This is a genomic window from Streptomyces pactum (genome assembly GCF_002005225.1).
In the GTDB taxonomy this organism is placed as follows: domain Bacteria; phylum Actinomycetota; class Actinomycetes; order Streptomycetales; family Streptomycetaceae; genus Streptomyces; species Streptomyces pactum_A.
On the sequence record NZ_CP019724.1, the window covers coordinates 2,358,141 to 2,379,623 of the forward strand.

Annotated in this window: 16 protein-coding genes and 1 riboswitch; of the genes, 7 read left to right on the top strand and 9 right to left on the bottom strand. The window is 71.0% G+C overall.

Features of this window, described 5'->3' with window-relative positions:
• Positions 1-62: 62 nt before the first annotated feature.
• The 4 genes from B1H29_RS09555 to B1H29_RS09570 form a co-directional block, all read right to left on the bottom strand.
• Positions 63-758, bottom strand: coding sequence for a GntR family transcriptional regulator (locus B1H29_RS09555; RefSeq protein WP_055419833.1), 696 nt, complete (start codon positions 756-758; stop codon positions 63-65).
• Between the two features lie 202 nt (positions 759-960).
• A complete protein-coding gene (locus tag B1H29_RS09560) occupies positions 961-1,725 on the bottom strand; it encodes a M23 family metallopeptidase (RefSeq protein WP_055419834.1) in 765 nt (254 codons plus the stop codon).
• A 12-nt stretch (positions 1,726-1,737) separates the two neighbouring features.
• Positions 1,738-1,899: riboswitch (cyclic di-AMP (ydaO/yuaA leader) on the bottom strand.
• A gap of 191 nt (positions 1,900-2,090) precedes the next feature.
• Positions 2,091-3,479, bottom strand: a complete 1,389-nt coding sequence (locus B1H29_RS09565) for a M16 family metallopeptidase (RefSeq protein ID WP_055419835.1) — start codon at positions 3,477-3,479, stop codon at positions 2,091-2,093.
• Positions 3,476-4,843, bottom strand: coding sequence for a M16 family metallopeptidase (locus B1H29_RS09570; RefSeq protein ID WP_055419836.1), 1,368 nt, complete (start codon positions 4,841-4,843; stop codon positions 3,476-3,478). The genes B1H29_RS09565 and B1H29_RS09570 overlap by 4 nt, the downstream gene beginning before the upstream one ends.
• A gap of 313 nt (positions 4,844-5,156) precedes the next feature.
• Between B1H29_RS09570 and B1H29_RS09575 the strand changes: the two genes are divergently transcribed.
• The gene (locus tag B1H29_RS09575) at positions 5,157-7,613 is read left to right on the top strand and encodes a DNA gyrase/topoisomerase IV subunit A (protein WP_055419837.1); all 2,457 of its coding nucleotides are present in this window, start codon (positions 5,157-5,159) and stop codon (positions 7,611-7,613) included.
• Here B1H29_RS09575 and B1H29_RS09580 read toward each other — a convergent pair.
• Positions 7,610-8,722 (bottom strand): CobW family GTP-binding protein, encoded by a 1,113-nt coding sequence (locus B1H29_RS09580; RefSeq protein ID WP_055419838.1) that lies wholly within the window; start codon positions 8,720-8,722, stop codon positions 7,610-7,612. The two genes, B1H29_RS09575 and B1H29_RS09580, sit on opposite strands and share 4 nt — an antisense overlap.
• Positions 8,723-9,040: 318 nt before the next feature.
• Between B1H29_RS09580 and B1H29_RS09585 the strand changes: the two genes are divergently transcribed.
• Together B1H29_RS09585 and B1H29_RS09590 are read left to right on the top strand one after the other, a co-directional pair.
• Positions 9,041-9,589 (top strand): DUF6082 family protein, encoded by a 549-nt coding sequence (locus B1H29_RS09585; protein ID WP_055419839.1) that lies wholly within the window; start codon positions 9,041-9,043, stop codon positions 9,587-9,589.
• A gap of 150 nt (positions 9,590-9,739) precedes the next feature.
• Entirely contained in the window at positions 9,740-9,976 is a 237-nt protein-coding gene (locus B1H29_RS09590; protein ID WP_079160129.1) for a hypothetical protein, read from the top strand.
• A gap of 137 nt (positions 9,977-10,113) precedes the next feature.
• On the opposite strand, the gene B1H29_RS09595 is transcribed toward B1H29_RS09590, so the two are convergent.
• The gene (locus B1H29_RS09595) at positions 10,114-11,298 is read right to left on the bottom strand and encodes a citrate synthase/methylcitrate synthase (protein ID WP_055419840.1); all 1,185 of its coding nucleotides are present in this window, start codon (positions 11,296-11,298) and stop codon (positions 10,114-10,116) included.
• Between the two features lie 114 nt (positions 11,299-11,412).
• Here B1H29_RS09595 and B1H29_RS09600 point away from each other — a divergent pair, with 114 nt between their 5' ends.
• The 4 genes from B1H29_RS09600 (at position 11,413) to B1H29_RS09615 (ending at position 16,418) form a co-directional block, all read left to right on the top strand.
• The gene (locus B1H29_RS09600) at positions 11,413-12,672 is read left to right on the top strand and encodes a citrate synthase (RefSeq protein WP_055419993.1); all 1,260 of its coding nucleotides are present in this window, start codon (positions 11,413-11,415) and stop codon (positions 12,670-12,672) included.
• Positions 12,673-12,726: 54 nt separating this feature from the next.
• Entirely contained in the window at positions 12,727-13,677 is a 951-nt protein-coding gene (locus tag B1H29_RS09605; RefSeq protein ID WP_055419841.1) for a sucrase ferredoxin, read from the top strand.
• Between the two features lie 384 nt (positions 13,678-14,061).
• Complete coding sequence (locus tag B1H29_RS09610; protein ID WP_055419842.1) at positions 14,062-15,741, top strand: ATP-binding protein; 1,680 nt, start codon at positions 14,062-14,064, stop codon at positions 15,739-15,741.
• Positions 15,738-16,418: a response regulator gene (locus B1H29_RS09615; protein ID WP_055419843.1), complete on the top strand. Its 681-nt coding sequence runs from the start codon at positions 15,738-15,740 to the stop codon at positions 16,416-16,418. The genes B1H29_RS09610 and B1H29_RS09615 overlap by 4 nt, the downstream gene beginning before the upstream one ends.
• Before the next feature lie 30 nt (positions 16,419-16,448).
• Here B1H29_RS09615 and B1H29_RS09620 read toward each other — a convergent pair whose 3' ends face one another.
• From B1H29_RS09620 to B1H29_RS09630, 3 genes are all read right to left on the bottom strand, one after another.
• Complete coding sequence (locus B1H29_RS09620) at positions 16,449-18,041, bottom strand: solute symporter family protein (protein ID WP_055419844.1); 1,593 nt, start codon at positions 18,039-18,041, stop codon at positions 16,449-16,451.
• Positions 18,038-18,601, bottom strand: coding sequence for a DUF485 domain-containing protein (locus tag B1H29_RS09625; protein ID WP_055419845.1), 564 nt, complete (start codon positions 18,599-18,601; stop codon positions 18,038-18,040). The genes B1H29_RS09620 and B1H29_RS09625 overlap by 4 nt, the downstream gene beginning before the upstream one ends.
• Positions 18,602-18,940: 339 nt before the next feature.
• Positions 18,941-21,064 carry a DNA gyrase/topoisomerase IV subunit B gene (locus tag B1H29_RS09630; RefSeq protein WP_055419846.1) on the bottom strand — a complete coding sequence of 708 codons (2,124 nt, stop codon included), beginning with the start codon at positions 21,062-21,064 and terminating at the stop codon, positions 18,941-18,943.
• Between the last annotated feature and the right edge of the window lie 419 nt (positions 21,065-21,483).

Here is a 21,483-nt window from a genome sequence, read left to right on the forward strand (position 1 = left end):
ACCTTTTGAAGGCAGCAGAAAGCGACCCCCGCTTTTCCCTCTCTTTGTATACGGTGCCCGTGTTAATACCGCAGGCTCGGAGTGTTTACGGCACGTTGCGAGTTCCTCACACGTTCCGCCCGTCCCCCGCCGGAGGAGAATCGCAGCCTGTGCGCCGACGTCGACCGCTCGGTGTGCAGCGTCATGAGCGCACGCGCGCGCTCGCCGTCGCCCCGGGCCACCGCGTCGACGATCGCACCGTGCTCCGCCCAGTTCTCCACGGGCCCGGCCGGCGGCTCCACGGCGTACATCCAGGCGATCTTGTGGCGCAGTTGGGCCAGCATGGCCGTCAGGGAAGGGCTGCCGACGGACTGGGCGAGGGTGTCGTGGAACCAGCCGTCCAGTGAGCGCAGGTCCTCGCTGTTGCCCTGCCTGGCGCGTTCCCGTCCGAGCCTGACCAGCCCGCGGAGCACCTTGAGGTGCGCCTCGGTGCGGCGCCGGGCGGCCCGGGATGCGCCCAGGGGTTCAAGGAGCATGCGCGTCTCCAGGAGGTCGGCGGCCTCCTGCTCGGTGGGTTCCGCGACGCACGCGCCCGCGTGCCGCCGTGTCACCACGAAGCCCTCGGCCTCCAGCGTGCGCAGGGCCTCACGGACGGGGACGCGGGAGACGCCGTAGCGGCGGGCCAGGAGTTCCTCGGTCAGCCGGCTGCCTCGCCCGTGGACGCCGGTGACGATGTCGTCCCGGATCGCCGTGCACACCGAATGCGCCGGAATACGCATGCCCGACCTCCGACTTAATCCCCGTGAAACGTCGACCATTGACGTGTGTTCAGTGACTCTAGGGCAATCACGCGGATATTCCGACGGCGAGGCGGATTTCATGGACATTTTTTGGGACGACGGCGGTACCGGAGCCGCGGCCGGAAACCGCGAAAGCCCCGGCTCGTGAAGCCGGGGCTCTCGGGTGCCGCACCGTCCGTCGTCAGAGGTTGACGCCGTGGGAGCGGAGATACGCGAGGGGGTCCATGTCCGAGCCGTACTCGGGGCTCGTGCGAGCCTCGAAGTGCAGGTGCGGTCCGGTGACGTTGCCGGTGGCGCCGGAGAGGCCGATCTGCTGCCCGGGGACGACCGACTGGCCGACCGAGACGCCGATGGACGACAGGTGGCCGTACTGCGTGTACGTACCGTCGTGCATCTTGATGACGACCTGGTTGCCGTACGCCCCGCCCCAGCCGGCCTCCACGACGGTGCCGACGCCGACCGCGTGGACGGTGGTACCGCTGGAGGCGTGGAAGTCGATGCCGGTGTGGCTGCCGGAGGACCACAGGGAGCTGCCCGCCTGATAGGCGGTGGAGACGTAGGACGCGGTGATCGGCGACACGAAGGTGTTGAGCCGCTTGCGCTCCGCCTCACGTGCGGCGCGCTCCTTGGCCTCGCGCGCCTGCTCGGCCGCCTCGGCCGCCCGCTCGCGCGCGGCCTCCTGGGCCGCCTCACGGGCGGCGGCGTGCAGTGCCGCCCGCTCCTGGGCGGTGGCCTGGGCGTCGATCTCGTCGGCTATGGAGTCGCCGATGGTGATGACCGGGGTGAGTCCGCTCTGCTCCGCCTCGGACTCGGCGGCGAGCGCCGGAGCCGCGAGGGTGCCGACGACGCCGGTGGTGGCGAGGGCCGCGACACCCGCCGCGCGGGCGGTGGTGCGGTGCACCCGGCTGGGACGGCGGTGCTTCCCGGTGGCGCGCGTGAACGCCATGTAGAGGCTGGTCCTTTCCTTCCCTCTCGCCTACCGGGTTAGCTGACGGGTTCGGAGGTGGAAGGTCTCCTACGGACCCCCTCGCTGCGCGCGGGCGTCCGATTCACCCCAGGGACTGCATGGGTCCCCGGCTCCCCTGGCTCGCGCCGTACGGGGACTCGGCGATGACTGTCCGGTGCCGCGGATGCGGCGCACTGCCTGACGAACAGCCCGGATGACGCTAAACGCGGCTGTCTTCAATCCTCAAACGCAACAAGCTTTTTGTAGCGCACGCCACAGGGCAGACGGGCAGCCTCTCCCCCAATTCGGACAAATGGCGGCCCTGGTGACACTCGGGTCACCAGGGCCGCCACGCGCGCGTGCCGCTACTCGGCCGCCACCACGGTGACTTCACCGATACCGAGGGCCTCGACGGGCTCCTTGATCTGTGCCGCGTCGCCGACGAGGACGGTGACCAGCCGGTCCACCGGGAAGGCGTTCACGACCGCCGCCGTGGCCTCCACCGTGCCCGTGGCGGCGAGTTGGCGGTACAGCGTCGCCTGGTAGTCGTCGGGCAGGTGCTGCTCGACCTGGTCGGCCAGGGTGCTCGCCACGGCCGCCGCCGTCTCGTACTTCAGCGGCGCCACGCCCACCAGGTTCTGCACGGCCACGTCCCGCTCGGCGTCGGTGAGCCCCTCCGCGGCGAGCTTGCGCAGCACCGTCCACAGGTCGTCCAGGGCGGGACCCGTGTTGGGGGTGTCCACGGAGCCGCTGATGGCGAGCATGGCGGCGCCCGTGCCGTCGGGCGCGGAACGCAGGACCTGCCCGAACGCCCGTACGCCGTAGGTGTAGCCCTTCTCCTCGCGCAGGACGCGGTCCAGGCGCGAGGTGAGGGTGCCGCCGAGGCAGTACGTCCCGAGCACCTGCGCGGGCCACACCCGGTCGTGCCGGTCCGCGCCGGTGCGGCCGATGAGCAACTGGGTCTGGACGGCACCGGGCCGGTCCACGATGACGACCCGGCCGGTGTCGTCGGCGGTGATCGGGGCTACGGGCCGCGCCTCGGCCGCGGAGCCGGCCCACGCGCCCAGCGTCTCTCCGAGCAGCGCGTCGAGGTCGACGCCGGTGAGGTCGCCGACGACCACGGCGGTGGCCGTGGCGGGCCGGACGTGCTTCTCGTAGAAGGCCCGCACGGCCGCCGAGTCGATGCTCGCCACCGTCTCCTCGGTGCCCTGCCGCGGGCGCGACATGCGCGTGCCGGCCGGGAACAGCTCCTTGTACAGCTCCTTGGCCGCCCGGCGGGCGGGGTTGGCCAGCTCGTGCGGAATCTCGTCGAGCCGGTTCCGGACCAGCCGTTCGACCTCCCCGTCCGCGAAGGCGGGCGCCCTGAGGGCGTCGGCGACCAGGCCGAGGGCCTTGGCGAGGCGCGAGACGGGCACCTCCAGGCTCAGCCGGACGCCGGGGTGGTCTGCGTGTGCGTCCAGGGTCGCGCCGCAGCGCTCGAGCTCGGCGGCGAACTCCTCGGCGGAGTGCTTGTCCGTGCCCTCGGAGAAGGCGCGCGCCATGATCGTGGCGACACCGTCGAGACCGGTGGGCTCGGCGTCCAGGGGCGCGTCGAGGAGCACCTCCACGGCGACGACCTGCTGGCCGGGGCGATGGCAGCGCAGGACGGTGAGGCCGTTGCCGAGGCTGCCGCGCCCGGGGGCCGGGAACGCCCACGGCTTGGGCTCGCCGGCCTGCGGCTGGGCGTGGAATTCCATGGTGGCGAGCTCGGTCACTTGGCCGCCTCCTCGTTCTCGTCGGTGGCGTCGTTCGGGTCGGCTTCGGCGTCGTCGGCGGGGGCGGTCGGCTCGTAGACGAGCACCGCGCGGTTGTCGGGGCGCAGGCGGGCCTTGGCGACCTCCTGGACCTCCTCGGCCGTCACCTCGAGCACCCGCTGTACGGCGGTGAGGGCGAGCTGCGGGTCACCGAACAGGACGGCGTACCGGCACAGTTCGTCGGCGCGGCCCGCGACCGTGCCCAGGCGGTCCAGCCACTCGCGTTCCAACTGGGCCTGGGCGCGCTCCATCTCCTCGGCCGTGGGGCCCTCCTCGGCGAACCGGGCGAGCTCCTCGTCGATGGCGGTCTCGATGACCGGCACCTCGACGTCACCGGACGTCTTCACGTCCAGCCACCCGAGGGAGGGTGCTCCGGCGAGCCGCAGCAGGCCGAATCCGGCGGCGACGGCTGTGCGGTCACGCCGTACCAGCCGGTTGTACAGGCGGGACGACTCGCCACCGCCCAGGACGGTGAGGGCCAGGTCCGCCGCGTCGCACGCGCGCGTGCCGTCCTCCGGCAGACGGTAGGCCGCCATCAGGGCGCGGGCCGGGACCTCCTCCTCGACGATCTCGCGCAACTGCCCGCCCATGACGTCGGGCAGTGAGCCGTCCCGGGGGGGCTGCTTGCCGTCGTGCGAGGCGATGGAGCCGAAGTACTTCTCGATCCAGGCGAGCGTCTGCTCGGGGTCGATGTCGCCGACGACCGAGAGCACCGCGTTGTTCGGCGCGTAGTAGGTGCGGAAGAACGCGCGCGCGTCCTCCAGCGTGGCCGCGTCCAGGTCGGCCATGGAGCCGATCGGCGTGTGGTGGTAGGGGTGGCCCTCCGGGTAGGCGAGGGCGGTCAGCTTCTCGAAGGCCGTGCCGTAGGGCACGTTGTCGTAGCGCTGGCGGCGTTCGTTCTTGACGACGTCCCGCTGGTTCTCCATCGACTCGTCGTCCAGCGCGGCCAGCAGGGAGCCCATGCGGTCGGCCTCCAGCCAGAGGGCGAGCTCGAGCTGGTGGGCGGGCATGGTCTCGAAGTAGTTGGTGCGCTCGAAGCTGGTGGTGCCGTTGAGCGAGCCGCCGGCTCCCTGTACCAGCTCGAAATGGCCGTTGCCCTTGACCTGGGCGGAGCCCTGGAACATGAGGTGCTCGAAAAGGTGAGCCAGGCCGGTGCGCCCCTTGACCTCGTGGCGCGAGCCGACGTCGTACCAGAGGCACACCGCCGCGACCGGGGTCAGGTGGTCCTCGGAGAGCACCACGCGCAGGCCGTTGGCCAGGCGGTGCTCGGTCGCTGTCAGGCCGCCGGAGTCTGCCTGGGCTGTGGCCGTGTGACCCATGGGCATGTACGTCCCTTCGATCGCGGAATCCTTGGTGGAATCACTTGGTGGATCATTGGGCGGAACTGCGGAATTCCGCCGATCCTGCCACTGTATGCAAGCGTGCGGGACACCGGTGGAGTTCCCGGACCCCGTACGCCGAGAGCGAGAACGGGGCCGGCGGCCAGACGGGGGGCGAGCGCGCGGGACGAGGGCGTACCCTGCGGGCAGCGCCGGGCCGGGCAGCCCGTGACGGGTCCTGGTCGGTCGCTGTCAGTGCCGCAGTCCACAATGGACCTCGTCAGATCACCGTTCACGCTTCAGCAAGGAGCCGGCAGCGATGGCCCGCCGTAGTACGAAGACCCCGCCGCCCGACGACTCGTACGAGGAGAAGATCCTCGACATCGACGTCGTCGACGAGATGCAGGGCTCCTTCCTCGAGTACGCGTACTCGGTCATCTACTCCCGTGCACTGCCGGACGCCCGCGACGGCCTCAAGCCGGTGCACCGCCGCATCGTGTACCAGATGAACGAGATGGGCCTGCGGCCCGAGCGCAGCTATGTGAAGTGCGCCCGCGTCGTCGGCGAGGTCATGGGCAAGCTGCACCCGCACGGCGACGCGTCGATCTACGACGCGCTGGTGCGCATGGCCCAGCCCTTCTCGATGCGCGTCCCCCTGGTGGACGGCCACGGCAACTTCGGTTCCCTGGGCAACGACGACCCGCCGGCCGCCATGCGGTACACCGAGTGCCGGATGGCCGAGGCCACCAGCCTGATGACGGAGTCCATCGACGAGGACACCGTCGACTTCGGCCCCAACTACGACGGCCAGGAACTCGAGCCGGTGGCGCTGCCCGCCGCCTTCCCGAACCTGCTGGTCAACGGCGCCTCCGGCATCGCGGTCGGCATGGCCACGAACATGCCGCCGCACAATCTGCGCGAGGTGATCGCGGCCGCCCGGCACCTGATCCGGTACCCGAACGCCGACCTCGAAGCTCTCATGAAGCACGTTCCGGGCCCCGACCTGCCCACCGGCGGCCGGATCGTCGGCCTGCCCGGCATCCGGGACGCCTACGAGACGGGCCGCGGCACCTTCAAGATCCGGGCGACCGTCGCCGTCGACACGGTGACGGCCCGCCGCAAGGGTCTCGTCGTGACCGAGCTGCCCTTCGCGGTCGGCCCGGAGAAGGTCATCGCCAAGATCAAGGACCTGGTCGGCTCGAAGAAGCTCCAGGGCATCGCCGACGTCAAGGACCTCACCGACCGCGAGCACGGGCTGCGCCTGGTCATCGAGATCAAGAACGGCTTCGTGCCGGAGGCCGTCCTGGAGCAGCTCTACAAGCTGACGCCGATGGAGGAGTCCTTCGGCATCAACAACGTCGCCCTGGTGGACGGCCAGCCGCTCACCCTGGGCCTCAAGGAACTGCTGGAGGTCTACCTCGACCACCGGTTCAACGTCGTCCGGCGCCGCAGCGAGTTCCGCCGCGGCAAGAAGCGCGACCGTCTGCACCTGGTCGAGGGCCTGCTCACCGCCCTGGTCGACATCGACGAGGTCATCCGCCTCATCCGCTCCAGTGAGAACTCCGCACAGGCCAAGCAGCGCCTGATGGAGCACTTCTCGCTCAGCGACGTCCAGACCCAGTACATCCTGGACACACCGCTGCGCCGGCTCACCAAGTTCGACCGCATCGAGCTGGAGTCGGAGAAGGAACGGCTGAAGGCGGAGATCGAGGAGCTGACCCGGATCCTCGACTCGGACGCGGAGCTGCGCAAGCTGGTCTCCGCCGAACTCGCCTCGGTGGCCAAGAAGTTCGGCACCGACCGCCGTACGACGCTGCTGGAGTCGTCCGGTGCCCCGGTCGCCGCCGTTCCGCTCCAGGTGGCGGACGACCCGTGCCGGGTGCTGCTGTCCTCGACGGGCCTGCTGGCCCGCACCGCGAACGACGAGCCGCTCGTCACGGAGGCGGGCGCCAAGCGCGTCAAGCACGACCTGATCGTCTCGGCGGTGCCGGCCACGGCGCGCGGCGAGGTGGGCGTGGTGACGTCGGCCGGGCGTCTGCTGCGGGTGAACGTCGTGGACCTGCCCCAGCTCCCGGAGCCCATGCCGACGCCGAACCTCTCGGGGGGCGCACCGCTGGCGGAGTTCGTGACCCTGGAGGACGACGAGACGGTCGTCTGCCTGACCACGCTGGACGAGTCCTCGCCCGGTCTGGCGCTCGGCACCGAGCAGGGTGTCGTCAAGCGCGTGGTGCCCGACTACCCCTCCAACAAGGACGAGTTGGAGGTCATCACCCTCAAGGATGGCGACCGGATCGTCGGCGGCGCCGAGCTGCGCACCGGCGACGAGGACCTGGTCTTCATCACGGACGACGCGCAACTGCTGCGCTACCAGGCCTCGCAGGTCCGACCGCAGGGCCGTCCGGCGGGCGGTGTGGCGGGCGTCAAGCTCACCGACGGCGCCAAGGTCATCTCCTTCACCGCGGTGGACCCGGCCGCGGAGGCCGTGGTCTTCACGGTCGCCGGTTCGCGCGGCACGCTGGACGACTCCGTCCAGACCACGGCCAAGCTCACCCCGTTCGACCAGTACCCGCGCAAGGGCCGCGCCACGGGTGGCGTGCGCTGCCAGCGGTTCCTGAAGGGCGAGGACTGCCTGGCCTTCGCCTGGGCGGGCGCCACCCCGGCGCTCGCCGCGCAGAAGAACGGCACCCCGGCCCAGCTCCCGGACATCGACCCGCGCCGCGACGGCTCGGGCGTGTCGCTGCCGAAGACGGTGTCGGTGGTGGCGGGGCCCGCCTAAGGGGCGGGCGGCCACTCCTCGCCGCCCGGTTCCTCGGCGTGGAGCTCCTCGGCCTGGGGCTCCTCGCCGTCAGGGTCCGGTACGTAGCGCAGGACGCCCCACATACCGTGCTCGTCGGCGGGTGAGGCGTCGGCGTCCCCGCGGCACGCGTCGAGTTCCTCGGCGAGGGCGGGGGCGTCGATGCCGGAGCCGATGAGCACGAGCTGGGTGCGGCGGGCGTCGGCGGGCTTCCAGGGTTCGGGGTAGAAGCGCAGAAATCTGCCGACGGCGTGTACGGCGTACCGGTTGCGCGTGTCGTACGGGCCGAAGTCGACGTACCCCTTGATCCGGTACAGGCCCTCGGGCCGGCTGTCGAGGAACCGCATGAGCCGGCGCGGGTCGAGCGGCAGGTCGGAGACGAACGAGAGGGTGTCGTAGGCGGCGTGCAGGTGCTCGGCGTGTGCGCCGCCCCCGGAGTGGTCGTGCAGGTCGTCGAAGGAGAGCTGCCCCACGCGCTCCTCGCTCGGCCGGCAGTCGTAGAGGAACTCGGGGTCGATGCGGCCGTAGGTGGCGGGCACGACGGCGGCGCGGTCGCCGAGCGACCGGACGAGCGCGAGTACGGCCTCGGCGTCCGGGGCCCGGTCGGTCTTGTTGACCACGATCAGGTCGGCGAGCGCCAGGTGCCGGTCGATCTCCGGGTGCTTGGCGCGCGTGTCGTCGAACTCGGCGGCGTCGACGACCTCGACGAGTCCGCCGTAGACCACCCCGGTCTGCTCGCTGGCGAGGAGCATGCGCACGAGTTCCTGCGGCTCGGCGAGACCGCTGGCCTCGATGACGATGACGTCGATGCCCGCGTCGGGGCGGGCGAGCCGCTCCAGGTACCCGTCGAGTTCACTCGCGTCGACGGCGCAGCACAGGCACCCGTTGCCGAGCGACACGGTGGAGTCGCCGAGTGCGCCGGCGACGGCCATCGCGTCGATCTCGATCGAACCGAAGTCGTTGACGATGGCGCCGATGCGGCTGCCTCCGCTGCGGTGGAGGAAGTGGTTGAGGAGTGTGGTCTTTCCGGAGCCGAGGAATCCGGCGAGCACGACGACCGGGATCTGCTGCGGAGTCGGGCGATGCCCCACCGTGCGACCTCTCTCTCACCTACGCGTACGCCGGCCCGCGGCAGGGCGTACGCCCACGTACGGAATTGCCTGCTCAGGATACGAGCCGGCGGAGTGCCCGGGGAGTGAACGATTGTTAGCAGCACTTGCTGGGCAGACGTTTTGCATGGCGCCGGACCGTGCGACCCTCGCTTCCCTCCGTGCGCCGCCTCTCCGCCTCCCCGCCGGTCAGCGCCGCTCGGCACTCTGGAGGCGGCAGCACCACCCATCGCTCGCCGGTCCCCGTCAGCCGACCCGCACTCGACGACCGGCGGGCGGTCGCCTGATTCGGGGGTTGACATGGTCACACGGAAGAACATCACGGGGAGGTTCGGCTCCGCCGCGGCCGGCATGCTGCTCGCCACGGGGGTGACGCTGGCCGCGCGCCGGCGAGGGCTGGAGAAGGCCCGTCTGCACGAGCGACAGTTGGAGCTGGAGGAACTGGCCATCCGGCGCGAGTCGCTGCGGCATCAGCAGCGCATGCACTGGGAGTTGCTGGCCAGGGCGATCGACGACCCGTCCCTGGCCGAGGTCATCGACACGTACGACAAGGACGTCCCGGCCGCGAGGCGCCGCCAGTTCTTCTACGCCAACGCCTGGTACACGTACCTGTTCCACACCCACCGCATGGGGTTGCTGGACCGGGAGGAGCTGTACAGGCACCTGCGTGAGTTCTTCCAGAGTCCCGTATTCCGCGCGTACTGGCAGGCGTCGGGGAACATGCGCGACTCCCTCAACGAGGCCTCCGAGGAAGCGCGGCTGGGACGCATGGTCGACGACCTCGTCAGGGACCTCGAGGAGGCCGACACGGAGGAATGGTGGGTCGTGGGCAATCCCCCGACCGACTGAACAGCCGCCCGCTCCGCGGCGCGGTCAACACACCCATCTCGGGGACACGTCGGAGTGGGTTCGACCATCGAGTCACAAGAGTCCCGAAATCCCCAGTACCGTGTGCTCGCCATCACTCCGCAGACTCTCTGTTCATAAGGACCGGTACCTTTGAAGATCGTGCGCCGCATCGGTGTGCCTCCCAGCGCCCGGGGCAGTAACTCGGGATCCACCTGCCCCGATGTGTTCGAACTGAGCGACGGCAACTTCGCCGTCATCGGCACCGAGGCCACCGAGGCGCTTGAGCGTGAGCTGCCCGCCGACGCCGGGCGTGCCGACTACGAACGCATCGTCGTGGTCAGCCGGGAAACCCTGATCCGCGCCAAGGCGGACATCCCCGACGCCTGACGTCACCGCCCGCGTCTCCGGCCGCCTCCACCGTCACCCGCGCCGGACGCCCCACCGCCGAGCAGCCCGGCACCCCGTCCCGCTCGACGCTCCCCGACCAGGCCTGGCGCCCGAACGGCACCAGGCCGCTCGCGTGCTCAGCCCGCCGCGGGTACCCCGACCGGCGCCTGGGGACCCACGTACCGCGCCGCCGGACGGATGATCTTCGAGTCCGAGGCCTGCTCCAGGATGTTGGCGCTCCACCCCACCACCCGCGCTGCCGCGAACGTCGGCGTGAACATCTCGCGCGGCAGACCGCACAGCTCCATGACCACGCCCGCGTAGAACTCGACGTTCGTGTGGAGCTCGCGCCCCGGTTTCAGCTCCGCGAGGATCACCTCGACCTGTCGCTCCACCTCGACGGCGAACTCCACGCGCGGACCACCGAACCGCTGTGCCACCCCTCGCAGCATCCGGGAGCGCGGGTCCTCCGTGCGGTAGACCGCGTGACCGAAACCCATGATGCGGTCGCCGGCCAGTACCCGCTCACGGATCCAGGGGTCGATGCGGTCGGGAGTGCCGATCGCGTCCAGGGTGTCCAGTGCCCGGCTCGGCGCGCCGCCGTGCAGCGGACCGGACAACGCCGACACCGCTCCGGCCAGGCAGGCCGCCACGTCCGCACCCGTCGAGGCGATGACCCGCGCGGTGAAGGTCGACGCGTTGAAGCCGTGATCAATGGTGGAGATCAAGTACTGCTCGACCGCGCGCGTCCGCTGCTCGTCCGGCTCGGTACCGGTCAGCATGTAGAGGTAGTTGGCGGCGTACGGCAGGTCCTCGCGAGGTTCCACGGGTTCGAGTCCCCGCCCCAACCGGTGCAGCGCGGTGAGCAGCGTCGGTACGGCCGCGGCGGCCACCAAGGTCTCCTGGCGGCGCTGGTCGGCCGACAGGTCGTACACGGGCCGGAAGCCCAGCGCCGCGCCCAGCAGGGAAAGGCCCGTGCGCATGCCGGCGAGCGGGCCGGAGCGTCCGCCGGCCGCGGCGATGGCGGGCAGCGCCGTGCGTACCGCGTCGGGAAGCCGGCGCAGGGCCGCGGTCTCGGCGGCGAAGGCGGCGCCCTGCCGGACGTCGGGCAGTTCGCCGTGGACCAGGAGATGCCAGACGTCCTCGAAGCCGCGGCTCTGTGCGAGCTCGACGGCCGAGTACTGACGGTAGTGGTAGAAGCCCTCGAGGCCTCGCACGTCACCGACCTCGGTGTCGGCCACCACGACGCCCGCGAGCCCTCGCGGCACCTCGACGGGTGTTGCGGCGGGTGTTGCGGCGGGTGCGGTTCTATTGACGGACATGATTACCTCCTCCGACTGCACCTAACTGTCCATACTTGACTGAAAGTCTGTCAATATTGATTGAATCAATGCACGGCTCAAGTCAGTACCGGCAGGATCGATACGGTGGCCTCCATGCGCGATCAAGAGCCCGAGCACCCCGACCACGGCGAGCACCGCCTGACCACCAGGGAGGCGGCCGAACTGCTCGGGGTGAAACCCGAGACCGTGTACGCGTACGTCAGCCGCGGCCGGCTCGGCAGCCGACGCACGCCCGGCGGCCGGGGCAGCACCTTCGACGCCGGGGAGGTACGGGCCCTCGCCCGACGCAACCGGCGCGACGGCGGCACCCCTGCGGCATCCGGCCAGGAGTTGGCCGTGCGCACCGGCATCACCCTCATCGAGGGCGACCGGTTCTACTACCGGGGCGTCGACGCGGTCGAACTCACCGCGCGCCACAGCTACGAAGAGGTGGCCGAGTGGCTCTGGACCGGGCAGTTGCGCCCCGGCGTCGCCTTCACCGCGCCCGAGGCCTCCGTGGCCCTCGCCCGCCGGGCCGTCGACGCCCTGCCCGAGCACGCCGGCCCCACCGACCGACTGCGCGTCGCGGCCATCGCCGCCGCGGCCGCGGACCCACTCCGTTTCGACCTGTCCGAGGACGCCGTGCTGGGGACCGCGCGCGTCCTCATCCCCACCCTCGTCGCCGCGCTGCCGCCCGTACTCGACGACGGGCACGACCGGGACCCGCTCGCCCATCGCCTGTGGACGCGGCTCAGCGGACGGCCCGCCGACGAGGCGGCGCTGCATGCCCTCGACCGGGCGCTCTCCTTGCTCGTCGACCACGACCTGGCCGCCTCGACGCTCGCCGTACGCGTCGCGGCGTCGGCCCGGGCGCATGCCTACGCGGCCGTGTCCGCAGGGCTCGGCGTGATCGAGGGCCATCTGCACGGCGCCGCCGGCGGACTCGCCCACCGGCTGCTGCTGGAAGTGCTCGACCAGGGCAGCGCGGCACCGGTGGTCGCGGAGGAGCTGCGGGCCGGCCGCCGCATCCCCGGACTCGGTCACCGGCTCTACCCCGGAGAGGACCCACGCGCGCGTGCACTCTTCGCCCTCCTGGAGGACATGCCCCGGGCGGCGCCCGCACTCGCGGCGGCCCGCGACATCCAGGCCACCGCCGCCCGCCACACCCCGTTGCACGCAAACGTCGACCTGGCACTCGCCGTGCTCACCGCATCCTGCGGCATGCCCTCCACGGCAGCGGAGACGATCTTCGCGGTGGCCCGGACGGCGGGCTGGATCGCGCACGCGCTGGAGGAGTACGGGGAGCGGCCGCTGCGTATGCGTCCGAGCGGACTCTACTCGGGTCCCAGGCCGCCTCAGCCACTGCCGGAGTAGCGTTCAGGCGCGGTTGGAAGTCACCACGGCACAAGTCAGGTTAGGCTCACCTCTGTGAGTACGTGCTCAACCGTCTCCCGAAGCCTCGCCGAGCCCGTCTCGGGCACCGCGCCCGTCGCGAGGACCTGGTTGCTGCTCGAACAATCCGGCCCGTGGGGCCCGAAGGCGCTCACTGCGAGCCACCTGGATCCCGCGCTGGGGCGCGCCCTGGAGACGGCGGCGAAGGGCACCGGAGTACGCGTCGCGCTCATCCGCCGTCCCGGGCGCCACGCGGACGCCGACCGTGGCGCCCCCACGGAGCGCCGGGTGTACGCGGCCCACACCGTGCCGGGAAACGTGTGGTTGCACGCCACCAGGATCACCGAGCCCCGTCGGCTGCTCGACCTCGATTTCGCCGCGCTCGGCAGCGGCGATCGCCATACCTTCGACTCGGTACTCGACGGCGGTCCCCATGCGGGTGATCCACTCGCTCTCGTCTGCACCAACGGCAAGCGCGACCGGTGCTGCGCACTCCTCGGTCGGCCGCTGGCGGCCGAGCTCGCGGCGTCCGGGGCCGAGGGCGTCTGGGAGGTCACTCATCTGGGTGGTCACCGCTTCTCGCCGACGGTACTTGTACTGCCCCACGGATACACGTACGGCCGGGTCCGGGCCCACACGGTCAAGGACATCCTGCACGGGGCCGCCGAGGGGCGGATCGTCCTCGAGGGCTGCCGCGGCAACTCCGCGTGGGAGCGCCCCGGCCAGGCGGCCGAGCTGGCCGTGCGCGCGGCCGTGGGCGAGGACGCAGCCCGGGCGCTGAACGTCGTACGCACGGACGGTGCGGCCCCGTGCTGGGAGGTGACCCTGGCCCACGCCGACGGCCGGCACTGGCGGGTCACCGTCGAGCAGGGCGCGTCGGCGCCACCGCGTCCGGAGAGCTGCGGGGCCTCGGTGCTGGGCTCACCGGCGCGGATGGAGGTCACTGCGGTGCGCGAACTGTCGGTGACGGCGGCGCTCGCGAGCTGACTCTTCGGCCCGGAGGCCGGCGGGGGCCGCCGCACGAGGGCGGAGAGACTCGGGAACGGCGTGAGAGCCGGCGGAACGACGCGACAGCCGTGGGAGCGTCCGGAGAGCCCGCGAGAGCGGCACAGAAGCCCGGAGGTAGCACGGAAGCCCGGTAAACGGTGCGCGAGGCCGGGAGCGGCACCGAAGCCCGAGAGCAGCGCGCAAGGCCGGGAGCAGCGCGCGAACCACGCAGGGCGCGTCAGCCCGGGAGCAGCGCACTCCCCCCGGGGAGCGGCGGCCGGCGCAGGGCTGCGAGCCCGCCGAACCACTCGCTCCGGAGGCGCTCGGGAGATCCGCGCCACACCCCGTACGGCATGCCGCCACCTCCCACGTACCGTCTTGGGTATGAGCCCCACTCCCCCCGCACGCCGCCTGCGCCTCGGCCTGCCGCGGCGGGTGTTCTCGCAGGTGCTGCTGATGCAACTGGCGATCGCCGCGGGAGTGGCCGTGCTCGCGACCGGTCTGTTCCTGGCGCCGCTCGGTGACCAGCTCGACGACCAGGCGATGCGCCGTGCCCTCGCGATCGCGCAGACCACCGCGCAGCAGCCACAGGTCGTACGGGACCTGCGCACGACCCGCCCGGCGCCGGACGGCCCGGTACAGCGGGAAACGGAACGGATCCGGAAGGCCACCAAGGCGGAGTACGTCGTGGTGATGGACCGGCAGGGCGTGCGCTGGTCGCACACCGACCCGGAGCGGATCGGCGAGGTCGTCTCGACCGACCCCGGGCAGGCGCTGGCGGGCCACGAGGTCATGGAGATCGACGACGGCACCCTGGGCCGCTCCGCGCGCGGCAAGGTGCCGCTGCGCGACAGCGACGGCGACATCGTCGGCGCGGTCTCGGTCGGCATCGCGTACGACAGCGTCCGGGCCCGGCTGATCCACGCCATCCCCGGGCTGTTCGCGTACGCCGGTGGCGCGCTGGCCGTCGGCGCGCTGGCCGCCTGGCTCATCTCGCGCCGGGTCCAGCGGCAGACCCGGGACCTGGCCTTCTCGGACATCGCGGGCCTGCTCGCGGAGCGCGAGGCCATGCTGCACGGCATCCGGGAGGGCGTCGTCGCCCTGGACCGCGGCGGCAGGGTGCGCCTGCTCAACGACGAGGCGCAACGCCTGCTGGGCATCGGCGGCGAGGCCGTCGGCTGCTCACCCGAGGAAGCGCTCGGCCAGGGGCGTACGGCCGACGTCCTGGCCGGCCGGGTGACCGGCACCGACCTGCTGACCGTGCGCGGCCAGCGGGTCCTGGTCGCCAACCGGATGCCGACCGACGACGGCGGTGCCGTCGCCACTCTGCGCGACCGCACCGAGCTGGAGCAGCTCGGCCGGGAACTGGACTCGACGCAGGGCCTGATCGACGCGCTGCGCGCCCAGGACCACGAGCACGCCAACCGCATGCACACCCTGCTGGGTCTGCTCGAACTGGAGATGTACGACGACGCCGTGGAGTTTGTCGGCGAGGTGGTCGGCGACCATCGGGTCACCGCTGAGCAGATCACCGAGCGGATCCAGGACCCCCGCCTCGCCGCCCTGCTGGTCGGCAAGGCGACCGTCGCGGCCGAACGCGGAGTCGTTCTGTGCGTGTCGGACCGGACCCGGCTGCCCGACCGGCTGGTCGACCCCTCGGGTGTGGTCACGGTCGTCGGCAACCTGGTCGACAACGCGCTCGACGCCGTCGCGGGAACACCGCACGCGCGCGTGGAGGTCGAATTGCGTGCGCAGGGACGAAGCGCCACGCTCCGGGTGCGTGACACGGGACCCGGGATTCCGGCGGAACGCCGCGAGCTGGTGTTCACGGCCGGGTGGTCCACCAAAGAGCCGCCGGCGCACCGTCGGCGCGGTATCGGGCTGTCGCTGGTCCGCAGGCTCGCCGAGCGGCAGGGCGGCAGCGCCACCGTCTGTGAGGCGCGCGGCGGTGGCGCCGAGTTCGTCGTCGTCCTGCCGGAGGCACTGGCCGAACCGGACCTGGGCCCCGCCCTCACCGCCCCCGCCGCCCCCGTGAACACCACTGCCGAGGAGGAGTCCCGATGATCGAGGTCCTGGTCGTGGACGACGACACGCGGGTCGCGCGGGTCAACGCCGCCTATGTCGAGAAGGTGCCGGGCTTCCACGTCGCCGGCGAGGCGCACCGCGCGCTGGAGGCGCTGCGCAGCGTGGAGACGCTGCCCCGCCTGGACCTGATCCTGCTGGACCACTACCTGCCCGACCGGACTGGTCTGGAAGTCGTCCAGGAGATGCGGCGGCGCGGCCACCAGACCGACGTGATCATGGTGACGGCGGCACGGGACGTGTCGACCGTCCAGGCGGCGATGCGTCAGGGTGCCCTGCAGTACCTGGTCAAACCGTTCGCGTTCGCGGGGCTGCGCGCCAAGCTGGAGGCGTACGCGGAGTTGCGGCGCACCCTCGACGGCGGTGGTGAGGCGGAGCAGGCGGAGGTCGACCGCATCTTCGGCGCCCTGTCGGCGCCGTCGGAGCCGGGCCTGCCCAAGGGGCACTCCCCCACCACCGCCGAGCTCGTGCGCCAGTGTCTGATGAAGGCCGACGGTGCGCTCTCCGCCCAGGAGATCGCCGAGCGGACCGGGGTGAGCCGGCAGACAGCTCAGCGCTATCTGAAGCTCCTGGAACGCACGGGGCGGGCCAGGCTGACCCTCAAGTACGGCGACGCGGGCAGACCGGAGCACCGCTACGAGTGGGCGACCCGCGCCTGAGGAGGACCGGGCCGATCGCGCCACCGCCTCCTACACGGCGCCCGCCCCGGTCAGCGACCGCACCTCGGTCTCGGCGTGTTTGGCCTCGTCCGGGACCTCTCGTGAGGTGAGCGTGCCGAGCCAGCCCGCGAGGAAGCCCAGTGGGATCGAGACCAGGCCGGGGTTCTGCAGGGGGAAGTACTGGAAGTCGGCACCCGGAATCAGCGACTGCGGGCTGCCGGACACCACCGGGGACAGCAGCACGAGCACCACGGCCGGTACGAGGCCGCCGTAGACGGACCAGACGGCGCCGCGCGTGGTGAAGCCGCGCCAGAACAGTGAATAGAGCAGCACCGGCAGATTCGCGGACGCGGCGACTGCGAAGGCGAGGCCCACCAGGAAGGCGACGTTGAGATCGCGGGCGAGCAGGCCGAGAGCGATCGCGACGGCGCCGATGCCGACGGCGGCGACGCGCGCGACGGCGACCTCACTGCGCGGCTTGGCCGCACGCCGCCGCAAGGACGCGTACAGATCGTGGGCGACGGACGCGGAGGAGGCCAGGGTGATGCCGGCGACCACCGCGAGGATGGTGGCGAAGGCGACGGCGGCGACGACCGCGAACAGGACCGTTCCCCCCGTGGACCCCGAGCCGCCGCCCAGGTCGAGGGCGAGCAGCGGGACCGCCGTGTTCCCGGCGGCGTTCGACGCTCTTACCGCCTCCGGCCCGACCAGGGCGGCGGCACCGAGCCCGAGCACGATCGTCATCAGGTAGAAGCCGCCGATGAGACCGATCGACCAGACGACGGACCGCCTCGCCGCCCGGGCGGTGGGCACGGTGTAGAAGCGGGACAGGATGTGCGGCAGCCCGGCCGTGCCGAGCATCAGGGCGAGTCCCAGACTGATGAAGTCGAACCGCGAGGTCCAGTCCCCGCCGTACGCCAGCCCGGGCACCAGGAACGCGTCGCCGTGACCGCTGCGCTCGGCCGCCGAGCGCAGCAGTCGGTCGAAGTCGCCGTGGAAGCGCACCAGGACGAGCGTGGTCAGCGCCACGGTACCGCCGAGCAGCAGTACCGCCTTCACGATCTGGATCCAGGTGGTGGCCCGCATCCCACCCAGCGAGACGTAGATCACCATGAGGGCGCCGACGCCGATGACCGTCCAGGTCCGCGCCGCCTCGGTCGTGCCGCCGAGCAGCAGGGCGACGAGGCTGCCCGCGCCGACCATCTGCGCCACCAGGTACATGACGGACACGGTGACCGAGGATGTCCCCGCCGCGATCCGTACCGGCCGCTCCCGCATCCGTGCCGCCACGACGTCGGCGAGGGTGAACCTGCCGCAGTTGCGCACCAGTTCGGCGACGAGAAGCAGCACGACGAGCCAGGCCACCAGGAAGCCCACCGAGTACAGCATGCCGTCGTAGCCGTAGAGCGCGATGAGCCCCGAGATCCCCAGGAAGGACGCGGCCGACATGTAGTCGCCGGCGATGGCAAAACCATTCTCCAGCGGGGAGAACAGGCGGCCGCCCGCGTAGAACTCCTCCGCCGAGCCCTGCCTCTTACGGCTCACCCACGTCGTGATCGCCAGCGTGACGGCGACGAACGTGCTGAACAGCAGCAGCGCCAGCGTCTGGTGGTCACCCGTCACGACACACCGCCCCGCGCGCCGCGTGTCAGTTCCTGGGTGTCCCAGCGCAGCTCGAGCGCGGCCCGGTCCCTGCGCAGGCGGGCGTGCCGGGCGTACGCCCAGGTGAGCAGGAACGTGGTGAGGAATTGCCCGAGCCCGGCGACCATCGCCACGTTCACCGCTCCGGCCACCGGCCGGGCCATCAGTGCGGGCGCCGTCGTAGCGGCCACGACGTAGGCGACGTACCACACGAAGAAGGCGGCGACCGCCGGCGTCACGAACCTCCGGTACCGGCTGCGGACCTCCTGGAAGGCCGGGCTGCGCTGGACCTCCAGGTACACGTCGGCCGCGGACCGGGGCGGCTCCGCCGCCGGTTCCCGGCGCGTCGAGGACGGCGCGGGCTCGGGTACCCCCGTTCCGGTCGACTCGCCCCAACCGGAGGCGAGGGCGTCGTACCACGGGTCGTCGTACCCCGGACTCGGAGAGGCCTCGGCGCAGGCATCGTCCGGGGCCTCCCGGTGGTCGACCGCGCCTTCTGGACCACCCCCGGCACCGTGGCGGCGATCGTTGCTTGACTGCATGCCCAAGGATGGACAGAACGGAAAGATCCCTGACTCTTCTTCGCCTCGCACTTCACCCCATCAGGTGACCGTGCTCCGCACCGCGGGGTCCGACGGCGCCTTCGGCGGCACGGGAACGGCGAGGTCGCCGGATCGGAGTCAGGGTGGGTCATGGGTGGCGCCCTGCTCAGCGCGGATCTCCCGCCGGGGGCCGAGAACCTGTGCGCGGCCGCTGGACGGCCTTGGGCATGCGCGAGGCCACGCGCACCGACCGGGCCCGGTCTGTCGTCGACCCCGGGCCCGGCTCGAAGGCTACGTGCGATTACGCATGGTCATCTACGCACGGTCGCCTACGCGTGGTCACGCGTCGATGCGCGACCGGTCCAGCGTCGCCGCCGAACTGGAGATGAACTCCTTGCGGGGGGCCACGTCGTTGCCCATCAGCAGGTCGAAGACCTGCTCGGCGGAGTCCAGATCGGTGAGGTTGATCCGGCGCAGGGTGCGGCGTCGCGGGTCCATGGTCGTCTCCGCGAGCTGGTCGGCGTCCATCTCGCCCAGGCCCTTGTAGCGCTGGATGGAGTCCTTGTAGCGGATGTTCTTGCTCTGGAACTCCATGAGCTTGTCGCGCAGCTCCCGGTCCGAGTACGTGTAGACGTACTTGTCCTGCCCCTTCTTGGGCTGGACGAGCTCGATACGGTGCAGCGGCGGCACCGCGGCGAAGACCCGTCCCGCCTCCACCATGGGCCGCATGTAGCGGTGGAACAGGGTCAGGAGCAGCGTGCGGATGTGGGAGCCGTCCACGTCGGCGTCGGTCATCATGATGATCTTGCCGTAGCGGGCGGCGTCGATGTCGAAGGTACGGCCCGACCCGGCTCCTATGACCTGGATGATCGCGCCGCACTCGGCGTTCTTCAGCATGTCGGTCACGGAGGACTTCTGGACGTTGAGGATCTTGCCGCGGATCGGCAGCAATGCCTGGAACTCGGAGTTCCGGGCGAGTTTCGCGGTGCCCAGCGCGGAGTCGCCCTCGACGATGAACAGCTCGCTGCGGTCGACGTCGTCACTGCGGCAGTCGGCGAGCTTCGCGGGCAGTGAGGAGGATTCCAGGGCCGTCTTGCGACGCTGGGCGTCCTTGTGCTGACGGGCGGCGATACGGGTACGGGCCGCGGCGACGGCCTTCTCCATGATCACCCGGGCCTGCTGGGCCGCGTCGCGCTTGGAGGAGGTCAGGAACGCCTTGAGTTCCTTGCTGATGACGTTGTTCACGATCCGGCGGGCCGCCGAGGTACCGAGGACCTCCTTGGTCTGGCCCTCGAACTGCGGCTCGGCCAGGCGCACGGTCACGACCGCCGTGAGCCCCTCCAGCGCGTCGTCCTTGACGATGTCGTCCTCGGCGACGCGCAGCATCTTCTTGGTCCGCAGCACCTCGTTCATCGTCCTCGCCACCGCCTGCTCGAAGCCGGCGACGTGGGTGCCGCCCTTCGGTGTGGCGATGATGTTGACGAACGACTTGAGGGTGGTGTCGTAACCGGTGCCCCAGCGCATCGCGACATCGACGCCGAGGTCGCGGGTGACCTCGGTGGGAGTCATCTGACCGTGCTCGTCCAGGACGGGGACCGTCTCCTTGAAACTGCCCTGCCCGCTGAAGCGCAGGACGTCGCAGACGGGCCTGTCACTGGCCAGGAACTCGCAGAACTCGCTGATGCCGCCGTCGAAGCGGAAGGACTCCTCACCCTTGCTGCCGCCGTCACCGAGGCCGAACTCGTCACGGACGACGATGGTCAGTCCGGGCACCAGGAAAGCGGTCTGGCGGGCCCGCTGGTGCAGGTTCTCCAGGGAGAGCTTGGCGTCCTTGAGGAAGATCTGGCGGTCGGCCCAGTACCGCACGCGCGTGCCGGTGCGGCTCTTGGGGACCTTCTTGCCCTTGCGCATCCCGCTTCCGGCCTCGAACTTCGCGTCCGGGCCCGCCCCTGTGAACGCGCCCGGAACGCCGCGCCGGAAGCTGATGGCATTGGTGTTCCCGTTGAGGTCCACCTCGATGTCCAGCCGTGCGGACAGGGCGTTCACCACGGAGGCGCCCACGCCGTGCAGACCGCCGGAGGCGGCGTACGCGCCGCCTCCGAACTTGCCGCCGGCGTGCAGCTTGGTCATGACGACCTCGACACCGGACAGGCCGGTCTTGGGCTCGATGTCGACCGGGATGCCCCGGCCGTTGTCCCGGACCTCCACCGACGCGTCGTCGTGGAGGATCACCTCGATGTGGTCGCAGTAACCGCCGAGGGCTTCGTCGACGGAGTTGTCGATGATCTCCCACAGGCAGTGCATCAGGCCACGGCTGTCGGTCGATCCGATGTACATGCCCGGACGCTTGCGTACGGCCTCGAGCCCCTCGAGGACGAGCAGGTGCCGCGCGGTGTAGTTGGATCCGTCCCGGTCTGCTCCTGCCAGCAGCGCAGTGGACGGCACGGACGTTTCGGCGGTCACGCGGTTCGCTCCTCGCTGAATTTCAGATGGGGCCCCGCTGGGTAAGGGCGCGGCTCGGTTCACCGGTCAGAGGGTACCGAGGCCTGGTAGAGCCGTTGTAACGCCACCCTCGTCGCGGACACACCCTAGTGCAGCGTCGCATACCTGTTCGATCCCTCGATGGGGTGAAGTACACATCACGTTCCCTTCGAGGCATGAACCATTTAGGCTCCGGGCACGTCCTCATGAACAAACCGGCAACCCAGCCGGCGGGACTGGCACTGACCGACTGCGCGAACCCGTACGACACACAGACACGCAATACGGCACATTCGCCGCCAACCGGCAACAGCCTGCCCCTCGAAAAGTTTTTTCGAGGAAAAGCCACGAGCGGGAACGTTTTGGGGCTGGTTGGATGTTGACCCTGGTACGACAGCTCG

What these genes read in the sequence shown, in the direction of transcription:
- B1H29_RS09610 (WP_055419842.1), top strand. Translation starts at nt 14,062, where the DNA reads ATGAGCCCCACTCCCCCCGCACGCCGCCTGCGCCTCGGCCTGCCGCGG.
- B1H29_RS09555 (WP_055419833.1), bottom strand. Translation starts at nt 758, where the DNA reads ATGCGTATTCCGGCGCATTCGGTGTGCACGGCGATCCGGGACGACATC.
- B1H29_RS09625 (WP_055419845.1), bottom strand. Translation starts at nt 18,601, where the DNA reads ATGCAGTCAAGCAACGATCGCCGCCACGGTGCCGGGGGTGGTCCAGAA.
- B1H29_RS09615 (WP_055419843.1), top strand. Translation starts at nt 15,738, where the DNA reads ATGATCGAGGTCCTGGTCGTGGACGACGACACGCGGGTCGCGCGGGTC.
- B1H29_RS09600 (WP_055419993.1), top strand. Translation starts at nt 11,413, where the DNA reads ATGCGCGATCAAGAGCCCGAGCACCCCGACCACGGCGAGCACCGCCTG.
- B1H29_RS09575 (WP_055419837.1), top strand. Translation starts at nt 5,157, where the DNA reads ATGGCCCGCCGTAGTACGAAGACCCCGCCGCCCGACGACTCGTACGAG.
- B1H29_RS09560 (WP_055419834.1), bottom strand. Translation starts at nt 1,725, where the DNA reads ATGGCGTTCACGCGCGCCACCGGGAAGCACCGCCGTCCCAGCCGGGTG.
- B1H29_RS09585 (WP_055419839.1), top strand. Translation starts at nt 9,041, where the DNA reads ATGGTCACACGGAAGAACATCACGGGGAGGTTCGGCTCCGCCGCGGCC.
- B1H29_RS09570 (WP_055419836.1), bottom strand. Translation starts at nt 4,843, where the DNA reads ATGCCCATGGGTCACACGGCCACAGCCCAGGCAGACTCCGGCGGCCTG.
- B1H29_RS09595 (WP_055419840.1), bottom strand. Translation starts at nt 11,298, where the DNA reads ATGTCCGTCAATAGAACCGCACCCGCCGCAACACCCGCCGCAACACCC.